This is a genomic window from Janthinobacterium sp. 1L-D-8-B-C4 (assembly GCF_057291295.1).
Genome location: NZ_JBXAVX010000005.1, coordinates 42506 through 61998, shown reverse-complemented (window position 1 = coordinate 61998; position 19493 = coordinate 42506). Strand labels below are relative to the sequence as shown.

Genomic DNA, 19493 nt, shown 5'->3' with positions numbered 1-19493 from the left:
CTGCGGCGCGCGGTTTATATTGTAAAATCGATTTTTCAGGATGATTATCCTGTTTTTTGAATGAATCAAGATGCTGCCGAATATCTCCAGCAAGCTGCTGCAAGCATTTGTCGCGCTGGCCGACTGCCGCCATTTCACGCGCGCCGCCGAGCGCTGCCACCTGTCGCAATCGGCCTTCAGCGCCGTGATCCAGAAGCTGGAAACGGCGCTCGGCGCCCGGCTGGTCGAGCGCGACACGCGCAATGTGATGCTGACGGTGGAAGGCGAGATGTTCGTCGAGGTGGCGCGCGGCCTGCTGGCCGACATGGAGGCGGCGTTTGGCAACATGGGCGACTATGTGGCGCGGCGCAAGGGCAGGGTGGCGATTGCGGCCTTGCCGTCGCTGGCGGCCAACGGCTTGCCGGCCGTGATCGCCGAATACCGCGCCAGCTATCCCGGCGTCAAAGTGCAGCTGCACGACGCCTTGTCCGACCAGTGTCTGCACCTGCTGCGCCAGGGGAAAGTCGACCTGGCGATCACGGCGCCCAGCGCCCGGCTGGCCGAATTCGATACGCGCGTGCTGTGCAGCGATCCGTTTTACCTGGTGTGCCGGCGCGACCATGCGCTGGCCCGCAAGCGCCGCGTGCAGCTGGCCGACCTGGCCGGCTGCGAATTGATCCATCTGGCGAAATCGACCAGCGTGCGCCAGCATGTGGAATTGCTGACGCAGGGCGTGGCGGTGCGCGACAGCGGCCTGGAAGTGGAGCACCTGGCCACCGTGGCCGGCCTGATCGAGCAAGGCCTGGGCGTGGCGCTGGTGCCGGCTTTGACCCTGTTCCAGTTCAAAAAACTCGACCTGGTGGCCGTGCCGCTGGCGCCCGGCCAGCCCGGGCGGCCGATCCTGCTGGCCATGCCGCGCACCTTGTCGGTGGCGGCGCGGGGCATGCTGGAACTGATCGAGCTGCGCCTGGGGAGCGGATCGGGTGCTTAGGCGCCGCCTTCCAGCGCCGCCGCTTCGGCCAGCTTGACGAATGCCGCCACCATCGGCGAGGTCTCTTCCTCGCGCTGCGCCAGCAGCAGGCTGGTGGTGGCCTGCGGGTCGGCGATCGGCCTGTAGCACACGCCGTCCATGCGGATGCGGTCAAACGACGCAGGCAATACCGAGATGCCGCAGCCGGCCGCCACCAGGCCGATAATGGTCGACGCTTCGCCCGCTTCCTGCGTTACAGTTGGCACGAAACCGGCCGCCTTGCAGAGCCGGAAAATCTGCGGATAGATGCCGGTGCCGGCATCCTTCGGGTACATCACAAAACCTTCGCCGGCCATGTCGGCAATCGCAATCGAGGATTTTGCCGCCAGCCGGTGCGCCACCGGCAGCACCAGGAACAGCGGGTCCTGGCGCAGCTGCGTCAAGCGGATATCGGACGGATACGCGGTCTCGGGCGGGCGCACGAAACCGAGGTCCAGGCTGCGCGCGGAAATCGCTTCCAGCTGATGCAGGGTCGCCATCTCGTGCAAGGTCAAGGTCACGTGCGGGAACGACTGCCGGTAGCGGTTGATCACGGTGGCGAAATACGGCGTAAATGGCGTGGAAAAGGTAAAGCCGATGCGCAGCTCGCCCGCTTCGCCGCGCTGGGCCCGGCGCGCTGTCACCGCCGCCTGTTCCGACAACGCCAGGATGCGGCGCGCATCGTCCAGAAACAAGCGGCCCGCCTCCGTCAGCCGCACCGAGCGCTTGTTGCGCTCGAATAGCTGCGCGCCCACATCCGCTTCCAGCGCCTGGATCTGCTGGCTCAGCGGCGGCTGGCCAATATGCAGGCGCTCGGCCGCACGTGTGAAGTGCAGCTCCTCGGCGACGGCGACAAAATAACGCAGGTGGCGCAGTTCCATAGGGTTCCAGTAATCGTTTTAAAGTATGAGTTGATGCTTAAATATATATTGGACGATATGAGTTGGCAATCCTATGATGAAATCTCGCCTTTCTCCGCACAACGTCATGTCTGATTCATCGCTGGCCTTTTCCAATTCTTCCGCCTCTTCCGCCGCCATTGCGCCGGCTGCGCCGGTTCCCCGCACCGCGATTGCCAAGGGCAGCGTCGAATTCAAACGAAGCAACCGCGCGCTGTTTTTTGGCGGCTTTTCCACTTTCAGCCTGCTGTACTGCATACAGCCGCTGTTTCCGCTGCTGTCGCACCAGTTCCACCTGACGCCGGCCCAAAGCAGCTGGTCGCTGTCGGTATCGAGCGGCCTGCTGGCCATTTCACTGGTGCTCCTCAGCGCCGTATCGGACCGCGTGGGGCGCAAGCCCTTGATGGTGGCTTCGATGTTTTCCGCCGCCATATTGACGATATTGTCCGCGTTTGCGCAGGACTATGCGCAGCTGCTGGCGATCCGCGCCGCGCTCGGCATCGCGCTTGGCGGCATGCCGGCCGTCGCCATGGCCTACCTGGGCGAGGAAATCGAAGGGCCGTCGCTGGGCCTGTCGATGGGCTTGTATATTGCCGGCAGCGCCTTTGGCGGCATGTCGGGGCGTTTGATCGCCTCCATGCTGAGCGACTTTTTATCGTGGCGCTGGGCCTTGGGCGTGCTCGGCGTGGCCGGTGTGTTGGCGGCAGCCGAATTCTGGCGCAGCCTGCCAGCTTCGAAAAACTTCGTGCCTTCGACCCGCGGCTGGCAGGCGCTGCCGCATGCCATCAAGCAGCATTTTTCCGACCGGGGCCTGCCCTGGCTGTTTTGCCTGGCGTTCGTGCTGATGGGCTGTTTTGTCAGCCTGTATAACTATATCGGCTACCGCCTGCTGGCCGCGCCGTTCGGCTTGCGCCAGAGCACGGTTGGCCTGCTGGCGTTCCTGTATTTGATCGGCATCTTCAGCTCGGTCTGGGCCGGCCGCCTGGTGGATCGCCTGGGACGCCGCGGCGTGCTGTGGATCATGCTGTCGATCATGCTGGCCGGCATCGGGCTGACCCTGTTCGACTATCTGCCGGCCATCGTGGCGGGCATGGCGATGGCCACCTTCGGTTTTTTTGCCTCGCACTCGATTGCCAGCAGCTGGGTCAGCCGCCGCGCCCGCGCGCCGCAGGCGCTGGCCTCGGCTTTTTACCTGCTGTTCTATTACCTCGGTTCCAGCCTGATCGGTTCCGCCTCGGGCATGATGTGGGGTTTCGATGGCTGGACCGGCGTGGTGTGCATGCTGGGCCTGTGCCTGGGCAGTGGCGTGCTGATCGCCTTGAGGCTGCGCCATTTGCAGCCGCTGGGTGCACGCGAAGCGGCCGGCTGATCGCATGCCATGGAACTTCGTGACCGATACGTGATCCAACTGTCATCAACACAGGAGGAGACACCATGTTGCAAGCAAACGAAGTGGCACAGCGCTTTAATTCAATCGAGCAAGCCATCGGCCAGGCGGCGAAACTGTGCGGCCAGGAACAGGAACTGCCGATGGACCTGAAGGATTGCCTCAACCAGCTGGACCAGCAGAAATCGTCGGTGCGCCAGGCGATCGACTCGCAGGACGACGCGCGCATCCGCCAGGCGGTCGACAATATGGAGTCGCTCGGCGACCGCGCCAAGCAGGCCTGCGGCGCGGCGCCCAACCTGACGCCTGAACTGAAGAGCGCGGTGCTGCAGGTTCACGATACCTTGTCGGACCTGAAGCACCAGCTGCATTGATTGTCACATTTGGCGGAATAAATGCCCGTAAAGCGGGCTGACGCGCAGTTGCGCCGCATGCTGGCGCAAGGTCAGCGACAGCTTGCCCGCCTCGTCACGCACGGCGCTGGCGATCGCGCTGGCGTTGACGATGGTGCCGCGGTGGATTTGCCAGAATTGCTGCGGGTCCAGCTGTGGCAGCAATTCCTTCAGGCTGGTGCGTATCAGCGCTTCGCCGTCGCGGCACACCACATTGATGTATTTGTCCAGCGCCTCGAAGTAGACCACGTCGGCCATCGGGATCATGCGCACGCTGTTGCCGACGGCCGCCCGTATCATCTGCAGGCGCGGCGCGGCTGGCGTCATCGCTTGCAGCTGGGTCAGCAAGCGGGTCAGGTTGTCGTCAAGAGGCGCCGGCTCAGCTCGCTGGGCTGGCGGGAGCGGTGCCGATGTTGCTTGCAGACGCTGCTGCAGGCGTTCGACCGTCTTGCCCAGCCGAGCATCGTTGACGGGTTTCAGTACGTAATCGGCGGCTGCCTGTTCGAACGCGGCCAGCGCGTAGTCGTCATAGGCGGTAACGAAGACGATCTGCGGGAACGGCGTGATTTCCTGCCCTTCCGGTCCGTCCTGCCATTGCTCGGCCAGCTCTTCGGCCGCTTCCAGGCCCGTCTTGCCGGGCATCTTGATGTCCAGGAACAAAATATCGGGACGCAGGGCGAGGCCTTGCCGCAAGGCTTCCACGCCATTGGCGCAGGTGGCGACGATCTCGAGCGCCGGCCACAGTCGGCGCAGGGCGTGGGCGAGGGCGGCCGCCAGTATCGGTTCGTCTTCGGCGATCAGGGCGCGGATGGGGGCGTTGGCTGGGTCTGTCATGGCGTGGTAGTGGTGATGGAAGGTTGAAGTGGAAAAGTCAGGCGGGCGGTCACGCCGCTGGTGTCGTTGGCGCACAGCGACAGGCTGGCCGATGCGCCATGCATGACCTGTAGCCGCTCGCGGATATTCGTCACGCCCAGCTGGGTACCCTTGTGCGTGCCCTTGGTCTGGCCTGCATGGTCGAGACCCAGGCCATCGTCGCTGACAGTGAGTATCAGCATGCCGGCATCGGCGCTGGCCTGCACGGTGACATGGCCGCCTTCGATCTTCGGCTCCAGGCCGTGCTGGATGGCGTTTTCCACCAGCGGCTGCAGCAGCATGGGCGGCAGGCTGGCGCTGCGCAAGTCGTCGGGCAAGTCGAGCGTGTAAGTGAGGCGCGCACCCATGCGGATGGCCATCAGGCCCAGGTAGGCCTGCATCAGCTTGAATTCCTGCTCCAGGGTAGTCGATTCGGCGCGCGAGGAACTGAGGGTGGCGCGCAGGTACTGGATCAGCTGGTCGAGCAGCAGCTGGGCGCGGTCCGGGTCAAAGCTGATCAGTCCCTGCAGGTTGGCCAGCGTGTTGAACAGCATATGCGGTTCGATCTGCGCCTGCAGCATTTGCAGCTGCGCCTGCATGGCCTGGCGCGCCACCGATTCGGCGCGCGCCTTTTCTTCGGCCGCCGCCGTTTGCAGGCGCGAAATGCGTTCGCGGCTGGAAAAAAACAGTACAGCCACGCCCGTGACGATCAGGGTAAACACCAGGTTGGCAGCCACTTCGGCCGGCTCCAGCGTGGTCATGGCCTTGACCCGCACATTGGTCAGCCAGACAAACAAATGCATGCCCAGCCACTGCGCCACCGGTACGGATACCACGATGATGGCGATGAACGGCAGCGCACCGGGACGCTGGCCCGGGCTCCACAGGGTCAGGCGCGTGCCGTCGATGAGCACGAAGGCAATGCTGCCGATACACATGGAGGCGATCAGGTTCTGCCCCAGGTGGCTGCCCGGATTGAGCAGGTAGGTAACTACCAGCGCGCAGATGACATTGATCGCCAGCGCGTAGCGGATATCGTGCAGCATGCGGTGGTAGCGTGAACGCGGCCGGGTGGCGGGGGCAATGGTCGGGCTGGACATGGTCGTTTTGTAGTGTAGTCGATAAGCCATTGTGTCTGCTGCGCGCGGCCAGCGCAACGCCGCTGCGACGAAACGGCTCTGGCGCGGCGCCAATCGTGGCCGTGTGTCCTTTACATGAACGTGCCCGCACGCGATGATGGCAGTCATTCCAATCAAGCAAGGACAAACCATGTGGCCCTATCCACGTACTGTGGCGCACCGCGGCGGCGGCACGCTGGCCCCTGAAAACACGATTGCCGCCCTGCGCTGCGGCCTGGCCCATGGCTATCGCGCGGTCGAATTCGACGTCATGCTGGCAAACGACGGCGTGCCGGTGGTGGTGCACGACGTGGAACTGGGTCGTACCGTCGCCGGCAGCGGCGCCATTCCCGATTACACGGCCTTTCAACTGGCGGCAATGGATGCGGGCAGCTGGTTCGGTCCGCAGTTTGCGGACGAAGGCGTGCCCACTTTTGATGCCGTGGTCGCATATTGCCAGGCGCACGGCATCTGGATGAATATCGAGATCAAGCCGGCGCCGGGCTTCGAGGTCGAAACCGGGACGGTGGTGGCGCAGCGCACGCGCCAGCATTTTGCCGGCGGCGGACGGTTGCCCTTGCTGTCATCGTTCAGCATCGAGGCGCTGCAAGCGGCACGCGAGGCGGCGCCCGAGCTGGCGCGCGGCTGGCTGGTCGATGCGTTGCCGCCGGACTGGTTGGCGCAGGCCCGCGCGCTGGAGGTCGTGGCGATCCATTGCGATCACGCGCCGCTGACCCGCGAACAGGTAGCGGCCATCAAGGCGCAGGGGTATGGGGTGTTCTGCTATACCGTCAATACGCAGGATAGGGCTGACGAGTTGCTGGGGTGGGGCGTGGATGGGTTTTGTACGGACAGGATTGATGCCATTGAATATATAGAAGACGCAGCAGAAATCCGGGGTCAGTCGCTTCGCGATCGGAATACTTCCCACTGGGACGTATTCCCCCGTCGGGTCTGACCCCAGCTCTTTGCTGTTGGGTCAAAAATTAAAACGTCACCCTTACCCCTGCCGTCAGATTACGCCCCGTCAAAGGCGCCGCGTTCTTGATAAACGAGGTGTGGCTGTAGGCCAGTTCGTTCGTCAGATTATTCGCCTTCAGGTAGAACTGGGCCGGCGTGCCGCCGATGCGGGTGTTGTAGCTGGCGGACAGGTTCAGCATATTGTAGCCAGGCGTTTGCGTTTCAAAAGCGGCCACCTTGTCCTGCTTGCCGACCCGGTAGAACTCCGCCACGCCGTTCCAGGCCTGCCAGTTGGCGTCGAATTTCACGCCCAAACGCTGGGCCGGGATGCGCGGCAGGTTGCCGCCGCCATCGGCCAGTTTGGCCCGCACATAATCACCGAACACGCTGGCGCCGAAGACCGGGTTCAGTTGCTGGCGGATCTGGCCTTCGATACCGGTGAAGGTGGCGTCGCGCTGGGCGTATTCGATCAGCTGGAAGCCTTCGTGGCTGTCCAGGGTGGAGCCAAAGATATAGTTGTCGATCTGGTTGCGGTAGGCGCTCAGCGAAAAGGTGGTGGCGCCCGCGTATTTGCGCAGGGTCAGGTCGATATTGTTCGAGGTTTCCTTGCCCAGGTTTTCATTGCCCAGTTCATAGGTGGCGGTGGCCATGTGCACGCCGTTGGCGTACAGCTCTTCGGCGCTCGGCAGGCGGTGCGTGCGCGAGATGGTCGAGCCGAGCGAATACTGCGGCGCGAATTTCCATACGGCGCCCAGCGAGACCGAGGTACCGCTGGCGCTGTGATCTTTCAGGGTGGCGCTGTCGACCGAAATATCCTGCCATTCGTGGCGCAGGCCCGCTTCGAAGCGCCATTGCGCCAGGTTGTATTCCTCGACCAGGAAGGCGGCGTGTTTCTTGGTGACGGTCGGCGCCACATAGGCTTCTTCGCCCAGCGCCGAGAAATCGCGTTTCGTGGTTTGAAGGCCGACCACGCCACGCCAGCCACCGAGCGGCACATGTTCCATTTCCAGCCGTGCGTCATGGCCCTTGTTCTTGAAGGTGGTGGCAATCTCGCTGCCTTCGATTTCATCGTGCTTGTAATCGGTCAACGCGGCGCGCAGGCGCAAGCGGGTAAAGCCGGGCAGCGGGTCGCGCAACTCGCCGCGCACATCCCAGCGTTCGCTTTTCAGTTTCACGTAGGGTACGGCGCCGCCTTCTTCGTGCTCGTGGTCGTGCTCTTCGCCTTCTTCGCCTTCGTGCTCATGCTCGCCGCAGTGCAGGTGGGTGCCGTGCGGGTGGCAGCTTTCGAATTCATGATTGTGGCCGGGCAGGCCATATTCGGCGCGCTGGCTGGTAAATGCCAGGCCCAGGAAGCCGCGCGACCCCACCCACGAGGCGCCGACGCTGCCGGTATCGGTTTCGTTGTAGCTGCCGGCCACTTTCGAGCCGCCTTCCCAGCCGCTGCCGACCTTGTATTCTTTCGCATCGCGCTTCACGCCTTCCGCATGAAACGCGAAATTGCCCGAGCCGCCGGTCACTTCAAAGGCGCCGGCCTTTTCGCGGGCGGCCGAGTTGGCGCGCACTTCCGCGCTGCCTTCGACGCCCCTGGCCGGCACGCGGGTGGGAATTTTCTTGTCGATGACATTGACCACGCCGCCGACGGCGCCGCCGCCATACGCCAGCGCCGACGGGCCGCGCAGCACTTCGACCTGTTCGGCCAGCATCGGTTCGGACGCCACCGCGTGGTCGGGGCTGATGGTCGACGCATCCTGCACTTCGGCGCCATCGGACAGCACTTTTACGCGCGGGCCATCCATGCCGCGGATAATGGGGCGGCTGGCGCCGGCGCCGAAATGGCTGGAGGTGATGCCGGGCTGGCCAGCCAGGGTTTCGCCCAGCGTCGCTTCGCGGGTGCGCACCAGTTCATCGCCTTCGAGCACGGTCACCGGCGTGCTCATGTCGTCGCTGCCCAGCGACAGGGCGCTGGCCGACACGGTCACGGCCGGCAGGGTGGGCGCTTGCTGGGCCAGCGCGCTGGCGGGGGCGGCAAACGCCAGCATCAGGGCCAGGGCCAGAGGGGTAGGGCGGTGAAGGTAGTGCGGTGCGGTCATGTGTCAATTCCTTGTCTTGTGACGATGTTTGCAGGGGCTGGGCAAGCGTTAATTTGATAATGATATCCCATTATCATTAGCGTGTGAACCTCCGGGCGCTATATTGATCGTGGGTGGATGGTGTATTCTGTTGTCATGGAACGCACAACACGTCAAAAAACCGCTATACAAGCCGCCATCGAGTCGGCCCGGCGCCCGCTGTCGGCGCAGGAAATTCTTGAACAGGCCAGCTTGCAAGTGACGCAGCTGGGCATCGCCACCGTCTACCGCAATTTGAAGTCGCTGGTGCTGGAAGAGAAAGTCCACGTGGTGACCTTGCCCGGTGAAAACCCGCGCTATGAGTCGAACGCGGTGGCCAATCACCATCATCACCATTTCCAGTGCACCAGCTGCCAGCGCGTGTTCGATGTGCATGATTGCCCCGGCGACTTGAAACGCATGGCGCCGCAGGGCTTCGTGGTCGAGCGCCACGAGCTGACGCTGTATGGCCGCTGCGCCGATTGCAATAGCGCTGGCGTGGTTGCCAGCCCGGCACCGCACAGCTGCGCCGATCACGCCTGAGTCGCGGATCACCAACAAGGATCACCAACAATTAACCGGGGCCTGTGCGCAACAAGCCCTTGCCTGCCTTAATTGCAGGCAGCCATATCACGTATAATCTTTCCTTTAAAGCTGCCGCCACCTTTTGCCAAAAAAACATGAAATCATCTGAAATCCGCGACAAGTTCCTCAAGTTTTTCGAGTCCAAGGGCCATTCCATCGTCCGTTCCAGCTCGCTGGTGCCAGGCAACGATCCAACCTTGCTGCTGACCAACAGCGGCATGGTGCAATTCAAGGACGTGTTTACCGGCACCGACAGCCGCCCCTACACCCGCGCCACTTCGGTGCAGCGCTGCGTGCGCGCCGGCGGCAAGCACAATGACCTGGAAAACGTCGGCTACACGGCGCGCCACCATACCTTCTTTGAAATGCTGGGCAACTTCAGCTTCGGCGACTACTTCAAGCGTGACGCGATCCATTTTGCCTGGGAGCTGCTGACCCGTGTTTACGGCTTGCCGGTCGAAAAACTGACCGTCACCGTGTATATTGAAGATGACGAAGCCTACGATATCTGGGCGAAAGAAATCGGTGTGCCAACCGAACGCATCATCCGCATCGGCGACAACAAGGGCGCGCGCTACGCGTCGGACAATTTCTGGCAGATGGCCGACACCGGCCCATGCGGCCCTTGCACCGAGATCTTCTACGACCACGGCGCCGATATTCCTGGCGGCCCACCGGGTTCGCCTGACGAAGACGGTGACCGCTTCATTGAAATCTGGAATCTGGTGTTCATGCAGTTCAACCGCGACGAAGCGGGCGTGATGCACAAGCTGCCGAAGCCGTGCGTCGATACCGGCATGGGCATGGAGCGCCTGGCCGCCGTGCTGCAGCACGTGCATTCGAACTACGAGATCGACCTGTTCCAGCATCTGATCAAGGCTGCTGCGCGTGAAACCGGCGCCACCGACCTGGAAAACAAGTCGCTGCGCGTGATCGCCGACCATATCCGCGCCGCCGCCTTCATGATCGTCGACGGCGTGATTCCGGGCAGCGAAGGCCGCGCTTACGTGCTGCGCCGCATTATCCGCCGCGCGCTGCGCCACGGCCATAAATTGGGCCAGACCAAGCCGTTCTTCTACAAGCTGGTCGAGGATCTGGCTATCGAGATGGGCGCCGCTTACCCGGAGCTGGAAGAAGCCAAGGTCAACGTCGCCAACATGCTCAAAGCCGAGGAAGAGCGTTTCGGCGAAACCCTGGAAACCGGCATGAAAGTGCTGGAAGCCCAGCTGGCCAAGGACGCCACCGGCATCGACGGCGCCACCGCCTTTACCCTGTACGAAACCTACGGCTTCCCGCCAGACCTGACGGCCGACATTTGCCGCGAACGCAATATCGCGTTCGACCAGGAAGGCTATGACGCGGCCCTGAAGGAAAGCCAGGAGCTGTCGCGCAAGGGCGGCAAGTCGCACAAGGACAGCAAGGTTGAATACGCGGGCGAGAAAAACAAATTCGTCGGCTATGAAAGCCTCACCTTCGGCAGCAAGGTCGTGGCCCTGTACGCGGCCGGCACGTCGGTAGCGCAGCTGGCGGCGGGCCAGGCCGGCATCGTGGTGCTCGACACCACGCCGTTCTACGCCGAATCGGGCGGCCAGGTCGGCGACCAGGGCGTGATCTCGGCTGGCGACGCCGTCTTCAAGGTCGACGACACGCTGAAAATCCAGGCTGATGTATTCGGTCACCATGGCGTGCTGGAAACCGGCACCCTGAAGGTAGGCAACACGGTCTCGGCCGACGTCGACACGGCCAAGCGCGGCCGCACCATCCGCAACCACTCGGCCACCCACTTGATGCACAAGGCCTTGCGCGAAGTGCTGGGCAGCCATGTGGCGCAAAAAGGTTCGCTGGTCGACCCGGACAAAACCCGTTTCGACTTCAGCCACAATGCGCCGATGACAGCGGAGCAGATCGCGGCGGTGGAAACCATCGTCAACAAAGAGATCCTGGAAAACCATGCAGTGCAGTCGCACCACATGTCGTTTGACGACGCGGTGAAACACGGCGCGATGGCGCTGTTCGGCGAAAAATACGGCGACGAAGTGCGCGTGCTTGACATCGGTACCTCGAAAGAGCTGTGCGGTGGCGTGCACGTGCAGCGCACCGGCGACATCGGCCTGTTCAAGATCATCGCCGAAAGCGGCGTGGCGGCCGGTATTCGCCGCGTCGAAGCGGTGACGGGCGAGGGCGCGCTGGCGCTGGTGCAAACCATGAACCGCCGCCTGCTGGACGCTGCTGCCGCGCTCAAGTCGAACCCCGAGGAACTGACTGCGCGCATAGGCCAGGTGCAGGATCATGTCAAGGCGCTGGAAAAAGAACTGGCGGCCCTGAAATCGAAACTGGCGTCGGGCCAGGGCGATGAACTGGTAACCCAGGCGGCTGACGTGAACGGCATCAAGGTGCTGGCCGCCGTGCTCGAAGGCGCCGATGTGGCCCGTTTGCGCGAGACGATGGACAAGCTGAAGGACAAGCTGAAGACGGCCGCCATCGTGCTGGCCAGCGTCACTGACGGCAAGGTCAGCCTGATCGCCGGCGTGACGGCCGACGCCACTTCGCGCGTGAAAGCAGGCGAGCTGGTGAACTTCGTTGCACAGCAAGTGGGCGGCAAAGGTGGCGGACGCCCCGATATGGCGCAGGCTGGCGGCACCGATGCCAGCGGTTTGGCGAATGCCCTGGCCGGCGTGCCGGCCTGGGTCGGCGACAAGGTGAAATAAGCCGCAAGCCACAGTCCATGCGGGGTGGGTACACCCTCGCAGCCTGAAAACGGCCCGCAAACCTGGTTTGCGGGCCGTTTTGCTTTAGAGCATCTCGTTGTGACCCCACAACAGCCTGTGAACTATTTTGGTGCAGCGCGTCATTGGCGCTGAATTAGAGTAGTATGTCGAAAATCAGTGCAACAAAACAATGGTGGGATATTGATGAGCGACACACTACTTGATACCGAGATTATGGAATTTCATAAAGAACTCGACGCACGGGGCTTGAATTGCCCTTTGCCGATTCTGAAAGCAAAAAAGGCATTGTCAGAGCTGCAAAGCGGTGAAGTGCTGCGCATCATGGCAACCGATCCCGGTTCCGTGCGTGACTTCCAGGCCTTTGCCAAGCAGACGGGCAATGCCCTGCTGTCGCACGTGCAGACCGGCACCGAGTTTGTCTTCCTGATGCAGCGCAAGTAACTTCACTGGCTGCGCCGCCACAGGCGGGCCGCATGGCACTGGCGGGCGGCAGTTTTGCTGCCTTGCAGCGTAGCGCCGGATTCCCTCGTTCACCCTTGCCGCAAACAATTTAGATGGTTTGCTCTAACTAAAAATCGCACGATCGTGCTTAAATTCGGTTCGAGATTCAAATTTCTCTTATAATCGACCTCACAATCAGCACTTGATCCGTCATTTTTATAATTTCCCAAAGGCATAGCTATGAAAGTCTTGGTACCCGTCAAACGCGTGGTCGACTACAACGTCAAGGTCCGCGTCAAGAGTGACGGCACTGGCGTCGATACCGCCAACGTCAAAATGTCGATGAATCCTTTCGATGAGATCGCTCTCGAAGAAGCCATGCGCCTGAAAGAAGCCGGCAAGGTGACCGAAGTGGTTGCCATTTCCTGCGGCGTGACCCAGTGCCAGGAAACCCTGCGCACCGCCATGGCGATCGGCGCCGACCGCGGCATCCTGGTTGAAACCACCACCGAACTCGAACCGCTGGCCGTGGCCAAGCTGGTCAAGTCGCTGGCAGAAAAAGAACAGCCACAACTGATCATCCTGGGCAAGCAGGCGATCGACGACGACAGCAACCAGACCGGCCAGATGCTGGCGGCGCTGCTCGGCTGGCCACAAGCCACCTTCGCCTCGAAAGTCGTGCTGGAAGACGGCAAAGTGACCGTCACGCGCGAAGTCGACGGCGGCCTGGAAACCCTGGCGCTGACCCTGCCGGCCATCGTCACCACCGATTTGCGCCTGAACGAGCCGCGCTACGTGACCTTGCCGAACATCATGAAGGCCAAGAAAAAGCCACTGGAAACCGTCAAGCCGGAAGACCTGGGCGTCGACGTCACCCCGCGCCTGAAAACGCTGAAAGTGGCAGAGCCTGCCAAGCGCTCGGCCGGCATCAAGGTACCTGACGTGGCCACCCTGGTTGCCAAGCTGCGTACCGAAGCCAAAGTCATCTAAGCGGCTTAGCCGTCATCCAGAACAATTACAGGACATATCATGGTCGCATTAGTTATTGCTGAACACGACAACGCTACCTTGAAAGGTAGCACCCACCATACCGTCACCGCAGCTGTCCAGTGCGGCGGCGACGTGCACGTGCTGATCGCCGGCTCGAACGCGTCGGCCGCCGCTGCTGCCGCCGCGCAAATCGCCGGCGTGGCCAAGGTCATCGTCGCCGATGCGGCTTACTTTGCCGACGGCCTGGCCGAAAACATCGCCGAGCAGGTGCTGGCGATCGCCGGCGACTACAGCCACATCCTGGCGCCGGCAACCGCCTACGGCAAGAACATTTTGCCGCGCGTGGCCGCCAAGCTGGACGTGGCGCAGATCTCCGAAATCACCAAGGTCGACTCGCCTGACACCTTCGAGCGTCCGATCTACGCCGGCAACGCGATTGCCACCGTGCAATCGAGCGACAAGGTCAAGGTCATTACCGTGCGCACCACCGGTTTCGATTCGGCCGCCGCCACCGGCGGTTCGGCCACCACCGAGACCATCACCGCCGTGGCCGATAACGGCAAGTCCGCTTTCGTTGGCCGCGAACTGGCCAAGTCCGACCGTCCTGAACTGACCGCTGCGAAAATCATCGTGTCCGGTGGCCGTGGCATGGGTTCGGCCGAGAACTTCCATATCCTGGAACCCTTGGCCGACAAGCTGGGCGCCGCCATGGGCGCTTCGCGCGCTGCGGTGGACGCCGGCTTCGTGCCGAACGACTGGCAAGTGGGCCAGACCGGCAAGATCGTCGCGCCATCGCTGTACATTGCCGTCGGTATTTCCGGCGCGATCCAGCATCTGGCCGGCATGAAAGACTCGAAAACCATCGTTGCCATCAACAAGGATCCGGAAGCGCCGATCTTTGCCGTGGCCGACTACGGCATCGTCGGCGATCTGTTCGAGATCGTGCCGCAACTGGTCAAGGAACTGGGCTAAACACGGGGTTAATTCAAACCCATCAGGTTTTGTGAATTACAAAGCCACGCCGGCCCGCCCCACATGGCGAGCCGCGCGTGGCTTTTTTCTTGGAGAGAATAAGATGAGCTATCAAGCCCCACTGAAAGACATGCTGTTCGTCATGAACGAACTGGCCGGCCTGGCCGACATCCACACCTTGCCCGGTTGCGAAGACGCCACGCCCGATACGGCCGAGGCCGTGCTGGAAGAGAACGCCAAGTTCTGTGGTGGCGTGGTGGCCCCGCTGAACTGGCCCAGCGACAAGGAGCCCAGCTTCTTTCATGACGGGCAGGTGACCACCTCGAAAGGCTTCAAGGAAGCCTTCAAGGCGTATGGCGAAGCGGGCTGGCAAGGCGTGCAGCATCCCACCGAATTCGGCGGCCAGGGCTTGCCCAAGCTGCTGGCCACGCCATGCATTGAAATGCTCAACTCGGCCAGCATTTCGTTTGCGCTGGTGGCGTTATTGTCCGACGGCGCCATCGAAGCGCTGCTGACGGCTGGCAGCGACGAGCAGAAAGCAATCTACCTGGAAAACCTGGTGTCGGGCAAGTGGACCGGCACCATGAACCTGACCGAGCCGCAGGCCGGTTCCGATCTTGCCGCCGTGCGCACGCGCGCCGAGCCGCAGGGCGATGGCACCTATAAAGTATTCGGCACCAAAATCTTCATTACCTATGGCGAACACGACCTGGCGGAAAACATCGTCCACCTGGTACTGGCCCGCACGCCCGACGCACCGGCTGGCGTGAAAGGCATCTCGCTGTTCATCGTGCCGAAATTCCTGGTCAATGCGGACGGCAGCCTGGGCCAGCGCAACGACGCGCACTGCGTGTCGATCGAGCACAAGCTGGGCATCAAGGCCAGCCCGACGGCGGTGCTGCAGTTCGGTGACCACGGCGGCGCCATCGGCACCCTGGTGGGCGAGGAAAACCGTGGCCTGGAATACATGTTCATCATGATGAACGCGGCCCGCTTCGGCGTCGGCCTGCAAGGCATCGGCCTCGCCGAGCGCGCCTACCAGCAGGCGGTGGCGTTTGCGAAAGACCGCGTGCAGTCGCGCGACCTGGCAGGCTCGCCAGGCCCCGTATCCATCATCCACCACCCGGACGTGCGCCGCATGCTGATGTCGATGCGTTCGCAAACCGAGGCGGCGCGCGCGCTGGCCTATGTGGGCGCGGCCATCAGCGACGTGGCCCATCACCATCCCGACGCCGAGGTGCGCGCGGACAGTCTGGCTACCTATGAATATCTGGTGCCGGTGATCAAGGGCTGGTCGACGGAAATGTCGCAGGACGTGGCGCGCGACGGCGTGCAGGTGCATGGCGGCATGGGCTTCATCGAAGAGACCGGCGCCGCCCAGCATTACCGCGATGCGAAAATCCTCACCATCTACGAAGGCACGACGGCGATCCAGGCGAATGACCTGGTGGGACGCAAGACAGTGCGCGACGGCGGCGCGGTGGCAAAAGCCATTATCGCCCAGGTGCGCGCCACCGAAGCCCAGCTCGGCGAATTCACGGGCGCGGATTTCCAGGCCATGCAGCGGCACCTGGCCGAAGGCAGTGCGGCCCTGGAGGCGGTGGTGGACTATGTGGTGGCCAACATGAAGACCGACATCAAGGCGGTGTTTGCGGGCAGCGTGCCGTACCTGAAACTGGCCGGGATCGTGCTGGGTGGCTGGCAGATGGCGCGCGCGGCAGTGGCGGCGCAGCAGAAGCTGGGCGAGGGCAGCGGCGACGCGGCCTTTTACAAGGCCAAGATTTCCACCGCGCGCTTTTTTGCCGACCATATCCTGTCGCAGGCGCCGGGGTTGCGGGCCACCATTATCGATGGCAGCGCAGGCGTGATGGCGCTCTCCGAAGAGCAGTTTTGAGTTAAACCAAACCCCACTGCAAATGCTGGGGTCGGACCCTCAGGGTCCGACCCCAGTCTTCGCTTTAAGGGTGGTTTTATCTACGCGTAATGCCATTGCCGGAATTGCGCACCAGGTCACCCGAGTGCAGTCCCGGATCCTGGTCGAACGCGAAATCGGCGCGGGCGCCGGTTTCATATTGCACCGTCACGGTCCACACCTTGGAATTCTTTACGTGGCCTTCGACCTGCTTGCCCGCATAGGCGCCACCGGCAGCGCCGGCCAGGGTCGCAAGGTCCTTGCCGCGGCCGCTACCGACCTGGCGTCCCAGCAGGGCGCCGGCCACACCGCCGCCGATCATGCCGAGCGCGCCGCCTTCACCGGCCTTCTCGGTGACATTGACCGACAGCACCTTGCCGCAATCGGCGCACACTTGCTGCTGCTGTTTGGCCGGCTGGCTGGCGTAGGAGTTGCCGGCTTTTTGCGCCGCCTTGGCGTTGATGATGGACTGGTCGTATTCGGTCTTGGCGTCGCGCAGGCACTGCATGCGCGCTTTCGACGAGGTTTCCTCGGCACACAGTTTTTTGTCATCCGCGTAGCGGGTATTGGCTTGCTTGCTGTCGTAGGCGTATTGCGCCTTGGGCGACAGGTTTTGCGCAAAGGCGGGCGTGCTGAACAGGCCGGCCAATGTCATGGCAACAATAATAGCAGTAGGGCGACGAATCATGATCTTCTCCAATAAGCGACCAGCGAAGCTGGTAATCACCGCAGTATAGAGGAAAAGCATAATTGCTTGCCAACACAGCCGTGCGCGTGTTGGGCCAGCCTGTCAGCCGTAGGCGCCGCCCGTATATAAAAGGTCAAACAGGCGCGCCATGGTGGCGATCAGGGTGCCCGCGCCGAGCATCAAAGTAGCCACCAGCACCACCGCCAGCGGCCAGCCGGTGTCCGACAACCGGCCCGAGCCGCCGTTATAGCGCGCATCCCATTTTTCATCCGGCATCAAACCCAGCACCAGCGCTTCGAGAAAGCCGGTCAGCGCCGAGATGATCAAAGGCAGTATCTGGTAGAACCAGTCGGCCTCGGGAAACAGCTGGCGCAGCGCCAGGCTGGCGGGCAGGGCAGCGACGTGCAGCCAGCCCCAGCGATCCGTGGCGCCATGCAGGTAGAAGCGGTGCGCGCCCAGCATGCCCAGCAGGAAGGCCAGCAGCGAGGTGAATGCCTTGTTCTTGTGCGGATGTTGCAAGATCGTCGTGGTGGTCATGGCGTTCCGGTTGCAGCGATAAGGAAAGCCCAGTATCGGTCAAAGCGGGCCGTTTGTGGTGATTAAAACAGTCTTGCGGTGTGGCGCGAGGGGTCAAGCAACGGGTCATAAGCGCACGCGCCTATTGCGTCTTTGGCGCTGACTGGTCATAATGTTTGATTAGCCCAAATTACACGCCCGTCATCATAACGCTTGCTGCCTGGCGGTAAAGCGCGCTATAATTTGCGGCTTTTTCCGCCTCAGCACACTTATTTGGAAATATTATGGTCGTTATTCGTTTAGCTCGTGGAGGCGCCAAGAAGCGCCCGTTCTTCAACATCGTCGCTACTGATTCGCGCAATCGCCGCGATGGTCGCTTCATTGAGCGTATCGGTTTTTACAACCCGATGGCGCAAGGTGGCGAAGTTCCACTGCGTATCACCGCAGACCGTCTGGCCTACTGGCAAGGCGTTGGCGCACAATTGTCGCCAACCGTTGCTCGCCTGGTTGCCAGCAACGGCAAAGCAGCAGCTTAATATCAGATCACTGGTTTGACGGTCAAGACTGCATCCGGGGTGAAAGTCCCCGATGACCTGGTACAGGTAGGCTATGTCTCCGGTGCCTATGGCATCGCTGGCGGGGTCAGGATCACTCCTTTCTCCGACGACGCGGATGCATTGTTAAGCGTTAAAACCTGGTGGCTTGATAAACCGACCTTGCATGACGTTCAAGTCAGGCAGGCGAAGTTACACGGCGGCGACGTCGTGGCCCAGCTGGTGGGTGTGGTCGGGCGGGATGCCGCGGAAGCGCTGAAAGGCGTGTCCGTGCAAATTCCGCGTAGCCATTTCCCGACGCTGGATGCCGATGAGTTTTACTGGTCCGATCTGATCGGGCTGACAGTTGAGAATTTGCAAGGCGAGTGCCTCGGCACAGTGCACGACATGATGAGCAACGGTCCGCAGTCGATCTTGCGCGTCACCCCTGTCGCCACTGCCGATGAGTCCGTAGAAAAGGCGCCAGAGCGCCTGATCCCGTTTGTCGGCCAGTTTGTCATCAATGTTGACAAAGTCGCCGGCAAGATCACGGTCGACTGGGGCCTTGATTATTAAGCCGGCTGCGCTGATCGCGATGGGCAATATTTTTGGGTGGGGATGCGATGCAATTTGATGTCGTGACCCTGTTCCCCGAAATGTTTGCCGCGCTGACGCAGTCGGGAGTGACCCGGCGTGCCTTCGAGCAGAAAAAATGTGGCTTGTCCTTGTGGAATCCCCGTGATTTCACGACCGACAATCACCGTACCGTGGATGACCGCCCCTATGGCGGCGGCCCGGGCATGGTGATGATGGCCCGGCCGCTCGAAGCAACCATCAACGCCGCAAAGCAGCGCCAGCAGGACCTCGGTCTTGCCGCGCCGCGCGTGGTGTTCATGTCGCCGCAAGGCCGCGCCCTGACGCATGAGCGCGTCACGCAATTGAAAGCCGAACCTGGTTTGGTGATTTTGTGTGGCCGCTACGAAGCGGTGGACCAGCGTTTGCTGGACCGTTGCGTCGACGAGGAAATCAGCGTCGGCGACTTCGTGTTGTCGGGCGGTGAGTTGCCCGCGATGGCGCTGATGGACGCGGTAATCCGCTTGCTGCCTGGTGTATTGAACACCGAGGCGTCGGCGGTTGAAGACAGCTTTGTCAATGGCTTGCTCGATTCGCCGCACTATACGCGGCCGGACACGTATGAAGGCGTGGCGGTGCCGCCCGTGTTAATGGGTGGCAACCACGCCGAGATCGTCAAGTGGCGCCGCCAGCGCATGCTGGAAGCGACCGCAAAAAAGCGTCCTGACCTGTTGATCAGCGCGCGTGCCGCCGGCTTGCTCAGCAAGACCGACGAACAATTCCTGGCCAGCCTGTAAGTCGTTTCAAAACGGCAAGCAGGGTGGCCTTGCAGTGCCGGGCATGTTGCCCA

The 19493-nt window shown here is 62.2% G+C and carries 19 protein-coding genes; 13 read left to right on the top strand and 6 right to left on the bottom strand.

All coding sequences use genetic code 11. From position 1 onward, the window contains the following. Positions 1 to 70 precede the first annotated feature (70 nt). Positions 71 to 970: a LysR family transcriptional regulator gene (locus tag AC0Z42_RS10860; protein ID WP_485468235.1), complete on the top strand. Its 900-nt coding sequence runs from the start codon at positions 71 to 73 to the stop codon at positions 968 to 970. Here AC0Z42_RS10860 and AC0Z42_RS10855 read toward each other — a convergent pair. Beyond that, positions 967 to 1869, bottom strand: a complete 903-nt coding sequence (locus AC0Z42_RS10855) for a LysR substrate-binding domain-containing protein (protein ID WP_485468234.1) — start codon at positions 1867 to 1869, stop codon at positions 967 to 969. The two genes, AC0Z42_RS10860 and AC0Z42_RS10855, sit on opposite strands and share 4 nt — an antisense overlap. A gap of 106 nt (positions 1870 to 1975) precedes the next feature. Here AC0Z42_RS10855 and AC0Z42_RS10850 point away from each other — a divergent pair, with 106 nt between their 5' ends. Together AC0Z42_RS10850 and AC0Z42_RS10845 are read left to right on the top strand one after the other, a co-directional pair. Next, entirely contained in the window at positions 1976 to 3256 is a 1281-nt protein-coding gene (locus tag AC0Z42_RS10850) for an MFS transporter (RefSeq protein WP_485468233.1), read from the top strand. Between the two features lie 65 nt (positions 3257 to 3321). Beyond that, on the top strand, positions 3322 to 3648 hold the full coding sequence (locus AC0Z42_RS10845) for a hypothetical protein (protein ID WP_485468232.1): 327 nt from the start codon (positions 3322 to 3324) through the stop codon (positions 3646 to 3648). 3 nt (positions 3649 to 3651) lie between these two features. On the opposite strand, the gene AC0Z42_RS10840 is transcribed toward AC0Z42_RS10845, so the two are convergent. After that, complete coding sequence (locus AC0Z42_RS10840; RefSeq protein ID WP_485468231.1) at positions 3652 to 4500, bottom strand: LytR/AlgR family response regulator transcription factor; 849 nt, start codon at positions 4498 to 4500, stop codon at positions 3652 to 3654. Further along, complete coding sequence (locus tag AC0Z42_RS10835; protein WP_485468230.1) at positions 4497 to 5618, bottom strand: sensor histidine kinase; 1122 nt, start codon at positions 5616 to 5618, stop codon at positions 4497 to 4499. Before AC0Z42_RS10835 ends, AC0Z42_RS10840 begins: the two co-directional genes overlap by 4 nt. Before the next feature lie 169 nt (positions 5619 to 5787). Here AC0Z42_RS10835 and ugpQ point away from each other — a divergent pair, with 169 nt between their 5' ends. After that, positions 5788 to 6594, top strand: a complete 807-nt coding sequence (gene ugpQ / locus AC0Z42_RS10830; RefSeq protein ID WP_485468229.1) for a glycerophosphodiester phosphodiesterase — start codon at positions 5788 to 5790, stop codon at positions 6592 to 6594. Between the two features lie 28 nt (positions 6595 to 6622). Here the strand turns inward: ugpQ and AC0Z42_RS10825 are convergent, their stop codons facing one another. After that, positions 6623 to 8686, bottom strand: a complete 2064-nt coding sequence (locus AC0Z42_RS10825; protein WP_485468228.1) for a TonB-dependent receptor domain-containing protein — start codon at positions 8684 to 8686, stop codon at positions 6623 to 6625. A 135-nt stretch (positions 8687 to 8821) separates the two neighbouring features. On the opposite strand from AC0Z42_RS10825, the gene AC0Z42_RS10820 reads away from it, so the two are divergent. The 6 genes from AC0Z42_RS10820 to AC0Z42_RS10795 all read left to right on the top strand — a co-directional run bounded on the left by AC0Z42_RS10820 (position 8822) and on the right by AC0Z42_RS10795 (position 16315). Beyond that, positions 8822 to 9247 carry a Fur family transcriptional regulator gene (locus AC0Z42_RS10820; protein ID WP_485468227.1) on the top strand — a complete coding sequence of 142 codons (426 nt, stop codon included), beginning with the start codon at positions 8822 to 8824 and terminating at the stop codon, positions 9245 to 9247. A gap of 137 nt (positions 9248 to 9384) precedes the next feature. Next, entirely contained in the window at positions 9385 to 11997 is a 2613-nt protein-coding gene (gene alaS, locus AC0Z42_RS10815) for an alanine--tRNA ligase (protein ID WP_485468226.1), read from the top strand. Positions 11998 to 12231: 234 nt separating this feature from the next. Beyond that, a complete protein-coding gene (locus tag AC0Z42_RS10810) occupies positions 12232 to 12459 on the top strand; it encodes a sulfurtransferase TusA family protein (RefSeq protein WP_010395510.1) in 228 nt (75 codons plus the stop codon). A 240-nt stretch (positions 12460 to 12699) separates the two neighbouring features. Continuing rightward, the gene (locus AC0Z42_RS10805; protein WP_152248547.1) at positions 12700 to 13449 is read left to right on the top strand and encodes an electron transfer flavoprotein subunit beta/FixA family protein; all 750 of its coding nucleotides are present in this window, start codon (positions 12700 to 12702) and stop codon (positions 13447 to 13449) included. A gap of 39 nt (positions 13450 to 13488) precedes the next feature. Continuing rightward, entirely contained in the window at positions 13489 to 14421 is a 933-nt protein-coding gene (locus AC0Z42_RS10800) for an electron transfer flavoprotein subunit alpha/FixB family protein (protein ID WP_485468225.1), read from the top strand. Positions 14422 to 14524: 103 nt separating this feature from the next. After that, positions 14525 to 16315 (top strand): acyl-CoA dehydrogenase, encoded by a 1791-nt coding sequence (locus AC0Z42_RS10795; protein WP_485468224.1) that lies wholly within the window; start codon positions 14525 to 14527, stop codon positions 16313 to 16315. Positions 16316 to 16391: 76 nt separating this feature from the next. Here the strand turns inward: AC0Z42_RS10795 and AC0Z42_RS10790 are convergent, their stop codons facing one another. Continuing rightward, the gene (locus AC0Z42_RS10790; RefSeq protein WP_485468223.1) at positions 16392 to 17021 is read right to left on the bottom strand and encodes a glycine zipper 2TM domain-containing protein; all 630 of its coding nucleotides are present in this window, start codon (positions 17019 to 17021) and stop codon (positions 16392 to 16394) included. 102 nt (positions 17022 to 17123) lie between these two features. Then, the gene (locus AC0Z42_RS10785; protein WP_485468222.1) at positions 17124 to 17558 is read right to left on the bottom strand and encodes an NINE protein; all 435 of its coding nucleotides are present in this window, start codon (positions 17556 to 17558) and stop codon (positions 17124 to 17126) included. Between the two features lie 263 nt (positions 17559 to 17821). On the opposite strand from AC0Z42_RS10785, the gene rpsP reads away from it, so the two are divergent. The 3 genes from rpsP to trmD are packed head-to-tail and all read left to right on the top strand — an operon-like array spanning position 17822 to position 19440. Continuing rightward, on the top strand, positions 17822 to 18073 hold the full coding sequence (rpsP, locus tag AC0Z42_RS10780; RefSeq protein WP_076567307.1) for a 30S ribosomal protein S16: 252 nt from the start codon (positions 17822 to 17824) through the stop codon (positions 18071 to 18073). A gap of 15 nt (positions 18074 to 18088) precedes the next feature. Continuing rightward, positions 18089 to 18646, top strand: a complete 558-nt coding sequence (gene rimM, locus AC0Z42_RS10775) for a ribosome maturation factor RimM (RefSeq protein ID WP_485468221.1) — start codon at positions 18089 to 18091, stop codon at positions 18644 to 18646. Positions 18647 to 18693: 47 nt separating this feature from the next. Continuing rightward, positions 18694 to 19440 carry a tRNA (guanosine(37)-N1)-methyltransferase TrmD gene (gene trmD, locus AC0Z42_RS10770; protein ID WP_485468220.1) on the top strand — a complete coding sequence of 249 codons (747 nt, stop codon included), beginning with the start codon at positions 18694 to 18696 and terminating at the stop codon, positions 19438 to 19440. Positions 19441 to 19493 lie beyond the last annotated feature (53 nt).

Excerpts from the sequence above, each read along its gene's own strand:
- AC0Z42_RS10860 (WP_485468235.1), top strand. The coding sequence starts at position 71 with ATGCTGCCGAATATCTCCAGCAAGCTGCTGCAAGCATTTGTCGCGCTG.
- AC0Z42_RS10855 (WP_485468234.1), bottom strand. The coding sequence starts at position 1,869 with ATGGAACTGCGCCACCTGCGTTATTTTGTCGCCGTCGCCGAGGAGCTG.
- AC0Z42_RS10850 (WP_485468233.1), top strand. The coding sequence starts at position 1,976 with ATGTCTGATTCATCGCTGGCCTTTTCCAATTCTTCCGCCTCTTCCGCC.
- AC0Z42_RS10845 (WP_485468232.1), top strand. The coding sequence starts at position 3,322 with ATGTTGCAAGCAAACGAAGTGGCACAGCGCTTTAATTCAATCGAGCAA.
- AC0Z42_RS10840 (WP_485468231.1), bottom strand. The coding sequence starts at position 4,500 with ATGACAGACCCAGCCAACGCCCCCATCCGCGCCCTGATCGCCGAAGAC.
- AC0Z42_RS10835 (WP_485468230.1), bottom strand. The coding sequence starts at position 5,618 with ATGTCCAGCCCGACCATTGCCCCCGCCACCCGGCCGCGTTCACGCTAC.
- ugpQ (WP_485468229.1), top strand. The coding sequence starts at position 5,788 with ATGTGGCCCTATCCACGTACTGTGGCGCACCGCGGCGGCGGCACGCTG.
- AC0Z42_RS10825 (WP_485468228.1), bottom strand. The coding sequence starts at position 8,686 with ATGACCGCACCGCACTACCTTCACCGCCCTACCCCTCTGGCCCTGGCC.
- AC0Z42_RS10820 (WP_485468227.1), top strand. The coding sequence starts at position 8,822 with ATGGAACGCACAACACGTCAAAAAACCGCTATACAAGCCGCCATCGAG.
- alaS (WP_485468226.1), top strand. The coding sequence starts at position 9,385 with ATGAAATCATCTGAAATCCGCGACAAGTTCCTCAAGTTTTTCGAGTCC.
- AC0Z42_RS10810 (WP_010395510.1), top strand. The coding sequence starts at position 12,232 with ATGGAATTTCATAAAGAACTCGACGCACGGGGCTTGAATTGCCCTTTG.
- AC0Z42_RS10805 (WP_152248547.1), top strand. The coding sequence starts at position 12,700 with ATGAAAGTCTTGGTACCCGTCAAACGCGTGGTCGACTACAACGTCAAG.
- AC0Z42_RS10800 (WP_485468225.1), top strand. The coding sequence starts at position 13,489 with ATGGTCGCATTAGTTATTGCTGAACACGACAACGCTACCTTGAAAGGT.
- AC0Z42_RS10795 (WP_485468224.1), top strand. The coding sequence starts at position 14,525 with ATGAGCTATCAAGCCCCACTGAAAGACATGCTGTTCGTCATGAACGAA.
- AC0Z42_RS10790 (WP_485468223.1), bottom strand. The coding sequence starts at position 17,021 with ATGATTCGTCGCCCTACTGCTATTATTGTTGCCATGACATTGGCCGGC.
- AC0Z42_RS10785 (WP_485468222.1), bottom strand. The coding sequence starts at position 17,558 with ATGACCACCACGACGATCTTGCAACATCCGCACAAGAACAAGGCATTC.
- rpsP (WP_076567307.1), top strand. The coding sequence starts at position 17,822 with ATGGTCGTTATTCGTTTAGCTCGTGGAGGCGCCAAGAAGCGCCCGTTC.
- trmD (WP_485468220.1), top strand. The coding sequence starts at position 18,694 with ATGCAATTTGATGTCGTGACCCTGTTCCCCGAAATGTTTGCCGCGCTG.